At 38.8% G+C, this 8,285-nt stretch carries 5 protein-coding genes; all 5 read left to right on the forward strand.

The window, feature by feature from the left end:
- Positions 1-11: 11 nt before the first annotated feature.
- The 5 genes from FC36_RS06075 to FC36_RS06095 all read left to right on the forward strand — a co-directional run bounded on the left by FC36_RS06075 (position 12) and on the right by FC36_RS06095 (position 7,678).
- On the forward strand, positions 12-2,951 hold the full coding sequence (locus FC36_RS06075) for a beta-glucosidase (protein WP_082614598.1): 2,940 nt from the start codon (positions 12-14) through the stop codon (positions 2,949-2,951).
- Positions 2,952-3,136: 185 nt separating this feature from the next.
- Entirely contained in the window at positions 3,137-4,153 is a 1,017-nt protein-coding gene (locus FC36_RS06080) for a glycosyltransferase family 4 protein (RefSeq protein WP_035188233.1), read from the forward strand.
- Positions 4,137-5,174, forward strand: a complete 1,038-nt coding sequence (locus FC36_RS06085; protein ID WP_056986770.1) for a lysylphosphatidylglycerol synthase transmembrane domain-containing protein — start codon at positions 4,137-4,139, stop codon at positions 5,172-5,174. The genes FC36_RS06080 and FC36_RS06085 overlap by 17 nt, the downstream gene beginning before the upstream one ends.
- A 109-nt stretch (positions 5,175-5,283) precedes the next feature.
- Positions 5,284-5,517 carry a YkuJ family protein gene (locus FC36_RS06090; RefSeq protein WP_023860175.1) on the forward strand — a complete coding sequence of 78 codons (234 nt, stop codon included), beginning with the start codon at positions 5,284-5,286 and terminating at the stop codon, positions 5,515-5,517.
- 100 nt (positions 5,518-5,617) lie between these two features.
- Positions 5,618-7,678 (forward strand): LTA synthase family protein, encoded by a 2,061-nt coding sequence (locus tag FC36_RS06095; protein WP_023860174.1) that lies wholly within the window; start codon positions 5,618-5,620, stop codon positions 7,676-7,678.
- Positions 7,679-8,285 lie beyond the last annotated feature (607 nt).

The raw sequence follows: 8,285 nt of genomic DNA on the forward strand, positions 1-8,285 counted from the left end.
GGAGAGTTATTATGAAAAACAGAAATTTACGCAGTATGCTCATCTCTGTTGGTGTGATTGTATTAGCGCTTGTCATTGTTTTAGGTGGCGGTTATCTTGTGATTCAAAACTTGATTCATAACGGGATCGTAACCGAAAATGATGTAAACTCAACGGTAACATTAGCCGGAAAATACTTTATTCCTTTAGGAGTTTTGATTGGCTTAATTATTTTAGCTTTGATTGTCTTTTGGAATAAGAGTCGCAAGTTTAACTTTTGGCTGAAGTGGGAATCCTTCATTGTTTTCTTAGTGGCTTTGATTCTCACTTTAAACACTGTTGTCTTTGGACCAATGCAAGCCTTGATGAATATGAATATGATTCAAATCAATAAGGTTTCAGCTAAGACCGTCCAAAAAGGGGCAGATTTAACCGAGGCCATTGCAGATGAAGGGACTATCCTGTTAAAGAATGATGGCAATTTCTTGCCAATGAAGGATATCAAGAAGATTAATGTCTTTGGATGGGCTTCAACCCAACCACTTTATGGGGGGACGGGTTCTGGTCAATCTAACTCTGCGGATGCGGTTAACATTTATGATAGTTTGAAGCAAGCGGGTTTTCAAACTAACCGCGACTTAAATAAGTTCTACACGAAATACCGTGCTGACCGTCCAGTTGTTGGGATGATGGAACAAGATTGGACCCTACCTGAACCAAAGGCTAGCCAATATTCAAACAAGTTGATGCAAAAAGCTGAAACTTTCTCTGACACAGCTTTAGTTGTGATTGGCCGTTCTGGTGGTGAAGGTGCTGACTTACCTAAGGATATGACGAATTTACCACAGGGCGCAAGTTATAAAGGTAACAAGGGTGACTTCAAGAAGGGGCAATCTTACTTAGAACTTTCCCAATCTGAAAAAAACATGTTAAACATGGTTAACAAGAACTTCAAGAATGTGGTTGTGTTAATTAATTCTTCTAATCCGATGGAATTAGGCTTTTTAAACGAATATAGTCATATTAAAGGTGCTATTATGATGGCCGGGGCCGGAACTCGAGGTTTCAAAGCTTTAGGTAAGGTTTTGAATGGGACGGTAAATCCATCTGGACGCACGGTTGACACTTATGTTTATGACTTGAAGAAAACCCCAACTTACAACAACTTTGGGAACTTCACTTATGCTAACCAAAAAGGTACCGCTTTTGTTAATTATGTTGAAGGTATCTACACAGGTTACAAATTCTACGAAACTTACTACCAAGGTAAAGATGACCAATATCAAAAGGCTGTTCAATATCCATTTGGTTATGGTTTATCTTACACCAAGTTTAGCCAAGAAATGTCTGATGTAAAAGTTGATATGCAAAAAGACAAGGTTAGCTTCAACGTTACGGTTAAAAATACCGGGGATGTGGCTGGTAAGGACGTAGTTCAAGCCTACTTCACTGCCCCTTACACTAATGGGGGCCTTGAAAAGTCAGCTACTAATCTTTTAGATTTTAAGAAGACCAAGATTTTGAAACCTGGTGAAAGCCAGACTCTTAAATTTACGGCCAATCGTTCTGACTTTGCCTCCTATGATGAAAGTAATGGTGGGGCTTATGTCTTAGACAAGGGTCAATACCAAATCCAAATTAAAAACAATGCCCACGATGTGTTAGCATCTAAGGACTTCGATGTAAATGACAAGGTAACTTACACTGGTTCTAATAAGCGGGCCTCTGACAAGGTGACTGCAACTAACCGTTTCCAATACGCTAAGGGTGATATTACTTACTTGAGCCGTCGTGATAATTTTGCTAACTACGATGAAGCAACTAAGGCCCCTGGCAAGACTAACCTAGCTGCCAAGTACCAAAAGGATGCAACAACTGTTACTAACAGAAATTACGGTAAGGAACCTAAGGCTACTGGCAAGATGCCAAAGCAAGGTCAACGTGGTAACTTACAATTAGCTGACTTACGAGGTAAGAGTTATGATGATCCTGCCTGGGACAAGTTACTTAACCAAATGACAGCTAAAGATATGAGCAACTTAATTGCTTATGGTGGCTACCAGACTTATGCTATTAATTCCGTTAAGAAGTTAGGAACTTACGATTTTGACGGGCCTGCTGGTTACTCAAGTTTCTTTGTGACTGACTTGAATACCACCGCCTTTCCAGCTGAAGCTATGATTGCGGCAACTTTCAATACCGATTTAGCCAAGAAGATGGGTGAATTGATGGGTGAACAAGGTCGCGAAATGGGCGTTTATGGTTGGTATGGTCCAGCTATGAATATTCACCGCTCAGCCTTTGCGGGTCGGAACTTTGAATACTACTCAGAAGATCCTGAGTTATCTGGGAAGATGGCAGCCAGTGCCATTGCCGGGGCAAAGTCAAAAGGTGTCTACGCTTATATGAAGCACTTTGCGATGAACGATCAAGAAACAAACCGGATGGTCGGTTTAATGACTTGGTCTAACGAGCAAGCTATTCGTGAAATTTACTTGAAGCCGTTTGAAATGGCTGTTAAAGATGGTGGTGCAACTGCTGTCATGTCATCATTCAACTTTATCGGTAATCGTTGGGCAGGTGCTAACAAGCAATTGCTACAAGATGTCTTACGCGGTGAATGGGGCTTCCGTGGTCTTGTTGAAACTGATTACTTCTCAGGTGGTTTTATGAAGTCTAACCCAGCGATCGCTAACGGTAACGACTTGATGTTATCAACAACGGGTACTTTAGGTGCGAAGGTTGACTACACTGACAACCCAACGGTGGTTCGTCAAATGCGGACCGCATCAAAGAATATTATGTACACAGTGGTAAACAGTGGGGCTTACAAGAATATCAAGAATGTTAAGTCTGTTAAACGGCCATACCAAAAGACTATTACAACTTATGTAGTGATTGCCTTGGTTGTGGTTGCTATCTTACAAGTTTTGGTGGTCTTGCTTTACCGCAAGCGTTACGCTAACAAGTAATTCCAAAGGAGGTACCTAGTTTGGGCTAGGTATCTTTTTTATTTAAGAAATGTTTAACTTCATTACGTATAAAACAGGAATTTCTTGCTAAGGAGCTGAAAAGCCCCTATAATTAACCATGATTATTAAGAATGATTTAGCTGAAAACTCAGTCCAGAGATAGGAGGATTTCCTTGAAAATTGCAATGTTTTCATCGGCAACCAAGATTAAAGGTCAAGGAGTCGGCAGTGCTTATACAGAATTAATTAAGCTCTTAAAAAAATACTATCCAAAACAAATTGAATTAACGATTAATAAATATGTTTCTGCGGATATCAGCCATTACCATACGGTTGACCTACCTTTTTACCTCTCGACTTTTTCAAAAAAGCGAGGGACGACGGTGGGGTATGTCCACTTTTTACCTGAAACTATGGAGGGAAGTCTAAAGTTGCCTTGGTTAGCCAAGAAAATTTTTTATCGCTACTTGATTGCTTTTTACAAACGAATGGATAATTTGGTAGTAGTTAACCCAGATTTCATTTCCAAATTAACAGCTTATGGAATCCCCCAGTCCAAGATTACTTACATTCCGAACTTTGTTTCCAAGACAGAGTTTTACCCCTTAAAAATCAGTAAAGCAGCTTTACGAGCTAAATTTGGCATGCAAGAAGATGCCTTTACGGTTTTAGGGGTTGGTCAGATTCAGGAGCGTAAAGGGGTCTTTGACTTTATTAAATTAGCCCAGCAAAATCCTGATATACAATTTGTCTGGGTAGGGGGGTTTTCCTTTGGGGCTATCACCGATGGCTATAAGAAACTCAAAAAAGTGGTTGCTAATCCGCCAGGTAATCTCCATTTTCCTGGAATTGTTGACCGTCAGGAGATGAACTGTTACTATAACTTGGCTGATATCTTCTTATTACCTTCCTATAATGAACTTTTCCCTATGAGTATTTTGGAGGCTTTTTCCTGTCGTACTCCAGTCTTATTGCGTGATTTGGATCTTTACCGCGATATTTTAGCAGGTTATTATCAAGGAGCAAAGGATTGTGCAACTATGGAAGTTTACTTGCGTCAATATGTGCAGAATCCAGAGGCTTTAAAAGTTTTGCAAGCTAAGGCGCAGATGGCATCGCAATATTACTCAGAAGAGCGTCTCGCACAAATTTGGTGGGATTACTACACTGATAAGGGGCAAAGCAATGACCAAAAAAAATAAAGTGGTTTTAGCCCTTATGGTTCTTTTGGGCCTGGGGATTATGCTCTTTTCTTTACGGAAAGTATCTCTTGTCGCTTTAGTAGCGAGTTTTGACGATTTGAAGTGGGGATGGTTGTTAGTGGCTTTTGGGGTGATGTTTTTATCCTTGTCTTTTGAAGCTACTGTAGTCTGGCTTTTAGTTCGTAAGAATCACCCGGCTTACCCTTGGTTGTCTGCTTTACGTGTGCCTTTGATTGAGCAACTCTTTAACGGGATTACTCCCTTTGCGACTGGAGGCCAACCCGCTCAGATTTTTGCTTTGGCGCAATCTGGTGTTGATGTTGGTCGGGCTAGTTCGGCCATGATTTTGAAATTTATCGTTTACCAAGCCATGATTGTGGTAAACTTTATTATCTGTTTAGTTCTAGGGTTTGAATTGGTAGCAGCGAAAATTCATGTTCTAGTTTGGTTTTTAGTTTTTGGCTTTCTGATTCACTTGGGGGTAATTGTAGGGCTTTTGATGGTTATGTTTTGGTATGATTTCACTAAAAAAATTGTGCACTTAACCTTGTGGCCAGTTAAGGCCTGGGGACACAACTCGGAAAAGTATGCGCGTTTGTGTCAGGTCTGGGATGAAAAATTGGCCTCGTTTTATGAAGAAGGACAGCTCTTGAAGCGCAATAAAAAACTATTATGGCAGATGTCTGGTCTGACTTTAGTGCAGTTGGCGCTTTACTATGCTATTCCTTACTTTATTTTACTGTCTTTAGGGATTGATCATGCTAATCTAGTGACTGTCATGGTCTTGCATGTTTTGATTGTTATGGTGATTTCGCTTTTTCCAATTCCCGGAGGAACCGGCGGAGCAGAGTACAGCTTTTCTATGATTTTTGCGACCTTTATTAGTCAAGCGCCTAAATTAGTTTTGGCAATGTTATTATGGCGCTTTGTAACTTATTATTTTGGGATGACTTTGGGAATTGTGGCTCTGATGATTTCCCCCCAAAAAAGTCCTACGGAAAAAAACTCAGAAAAGCGTTAATAATATATCGAGTTTTTGGAGAAAGTTTGCTAAAATAGTTATGGTGTTTAATTAATAAACGACATGATGCGGTAAAAATCGCAAAAAGAAGAATGAAAGAGGCGTTTTTATGGAAAACTCACAACTTGTTGCAATTATTTCACGCTTGGATACAATGATGAAAGCGGAAGGAACAGACGTACAAATGCGTCGTTTCGAAAAGGAAGGTCAAGAAAGAGGTTTGGTTTCCTACAACCCTGAAACAGAAATGTTTACCTTAGAAGATATTGCTACCAAGCAAAGATTTGAATACGACAACATCGATTTGGCAGCCTTAGATATCTACGATTTATTAAACGACTAAAATTTGTTAAATAATTGTGAAGAGTGCTTGAAATCATTTTTGTTTTTCAAGCATTTCTTTTATAATGAAATTAAAATTATAAAATTTGGAGGCAAAATCAATGCGTTCAGCATTAAGAAAAATCCAAAACTTTCTCAATACGCGGCTTGGTTTTTTCAGCCTAGTATTATTCTTATTTTGGTTGAAGACGATTTGGACCTATAATACCAAATTCACTCTTGGAATCAACAGTGGCGTCCAGGAAATTTTAGCCTTGGTTAATCCTTTTCCGACTGCGATTTTGTTATTGGGAATTGCCCTTTACTTTCGTGGTAAGAAAGTTTACTGGATTATGATGATTGTCGATGTAATTCAAACAACGTGGCTTTTCGCTAATATCCTGTACTACCGTGAATTTTCGGACTTTATGTCCATGTCAATTATTAAATCTTCAGGTTCAGTTTCCAATAACTTAGGTTCCAGTATTGCGCAAATTATTGAGCCTAGCGACTTTTTAGTTTTTGTGGATATCATTGTCTTGATATTACTTTTGGCTTTTAAAGTCATTAAGGTTGATTATACGCCAGCTAAGCGTTTTAAGGCTTTGGGAATTACAATTTTAGCTGTAGTCTTGTTCTTCTTGAATTTAGGAGCTGCTGAAAAGGATCGGTCGCAACTGTTGACTCGGACTTTTGACAATAATTATATTGTTAAATACCTGGGGGTTAACTTCTTTGCGGGTTACTCTGGTTATCAGACCTACCAGCAAGGGGTAAAAAAAGCCAATGCCAGCGCTAGTGATATTCAAAAGATTTTAAAGAAAATTAATAAGAATCGGGCGGGGGTCAATGCCGAATACTATGGTAAAGCTGCCGGTAAAAATGTGATTATTTTCCACTTGGAAAGTTTCCAACAATTTTTAATCAATTACAAAGTTGATGGCAAAGAAATTACCCCGAATATCAATAAGTTCTACGCTGATAGTAACACGATTGCCTACGATAATTTCTTTAATCAAGTAGGGCAAGGAAAAACCTCTGATGCCGAAACCATGTTAGAAACCTCTCTGTTTGGTTTACCATCTGGTTCGGCGATGTCGACTTACGGGACGACCAATACTTACCAAGCCTTACCGGCTATCTTGGATCAAAGGGGTTACTCTACGGCTTCTTTCCACGGGGATGTGGGGAGTTTCTGGAACCGAGACAACACCTATAAATCATGGGGATACCAATACTTTATTTCTAAGAACTACTATCAAACTAAAGAAAACTACGAAAATGGCTATGGGATTAAAGATAAGATTTTCTTGAAGCAGTCAACTAAGTATTTGGAACAATTACCGCAACCATTCTATGCTAAAATTATTACAGTTACGAACCACTATCCATACCAATTAGATAAAGAAAATCAGTCGATTCCTAAGACGAAGACAGGGGATGTGACAGTAGATGGTTACGTGCAAACAGCTTACTATCTAGATCAAGCTTTTGGTGAATTTATCGCTTACCTCAAGAAGACTGGACTTTATGACAAGACGATGATTGTGGCTTATGGTGACCACTACGGGATTTCCAATAATCATAAGAAGGCCATTGCCCAATTATTAGGCAAGAAAAAAGTTACCAGTTATGACCTAGCTATGTTCCAAAAGGTTCCTTTCATGATTCACATGCCGGGTCTGAAGGGTGGCGTTAACCATACTTACGGTGGAGAAATCGATGTTATGCCAACCTTAATGGATTTGCTTGGAATCAAGAATACTGATACGGTTCAATTTGGGAATGACTTGCTGTCGAGTCAGCATAATCAACTCGTTATTTTTAGAAATGGGGACTTTACCTCACCAACCTATACCAAGATTGGTAGCAAGGTTTATAATAATAAGGGTGAATTAGTGACTGATAAACTGACAACGAAAGAAAAAAATCAAGTTGCTAAGATGCAAGATTATGCAACAGACATCTTAGCCATGTCTGATCAGGTGACAACTGGGGACCTTTTACGTTTCTATAAACCAAGTTGGTTCAAGTTGGTTGATAAGAGTCAATACAGTTATAAGTTAAGTGACGCTAAGAAAGCCTTGAAACAAGCGCAAAAGACTAAGAAGAGCCTCTTGTCAGAAAATAAGGGTGTTTCTACTGAAAAACTTTATAAGACTGACGCGCCAGAATTGAAATAGTTGAAAAGATACTTCCGTGATGGAGGTATCTTTTTTAGTGAATTCACTAAAAAAATAAAATTAGAAATACAATAAGAGGTAAGCAGGCGGAAATTATAGTTTTGAGTAGAGGTAATATAGTTGATCAATTGGGCAAAATTTTGAACTGGTGGATAACCCAGTTACCTACTAGAGCTTCAAGAAGATAGCTGAGGCGACTGTTTTAGTTGTTGGTGATGATGGATGAATCTCATTAGCTGTGATGGGTGCCAATGTCTTGAGGTGGGTCTGTGAATTAGAGGTGATAGGTTCCGTGTTAAGGGGAATAAATAGCTTGAAGTGAGAGATATTGAAAAAATTGTCAGTATTTTAAATTTTTTGTTGAAAAGTGCTTGACCGTTTTGAGAAATTAAGGTAAGATATTTTTTGTCGTTGGATGAACAACAAATTATTAAAGCTAAAATATCTTGACTTAAAATTATCGAGATGGCATAATATAGTAGTTGTTTTGGAAATAACTTAAATTATCTACTTGACAGAAAATGTTGAGGTGATATAATAAAGTAGTTGTTGCAAGACAGCGAGTAGATCTTTGAAAACTAAACAAAGTTTCGACAAACCAAATGTG

The sequence above is a fragment of the Ligilactobacillus equi DSM 15833 = JCM 10991 genome (assembly GCF_001435735.1).
Classification (GTDB): Bacteria; Bacillota; Bacilli; order Lactobacillales; family Lactobacillaceae; genus Ligilactobacillus; species Ligilactobacillus equi.

Excerpts from the sequence above, each read along its gene's own strand:
- FC36_RS06090 (WP_023860175.1), top strand. The coding sequence starts at position 5,284 with ATGGAAAACTCACAACTTGTTGCAATTATTTCACGCTTGGATACAATG.
- FC36_RS06075 (WP_082614598.1), top strand. The coding sequence starts at position 12 with ATGAAAAACAGAAATTTACGCAGTATGCTCATCTCTGTTGGTGTGATT.
- FC36_RS06080 (WP_035188233.1), top strand. The coding sequence starts at position 3,137 with ATGTTTTCATCGGCAACCAAGATTAAAGGTCAAGGAGTCGGCAGTGCT.
- FC36_RS06085 (WP_056986770.1), top strand. The coding sequence starts at position 4,137 with ATGACCAAAAAAAATAAAGTGGTTTTAGCCCTTATGGTTCTTTTGGGC.
- FC36_RS06095 (WP_023860174.1), top strand. The coding sequence starts at position 5,618 with ATGCGTTCAGCATTAAGAAAAATCCAAAACTTTCTCAATACGCGGCTT.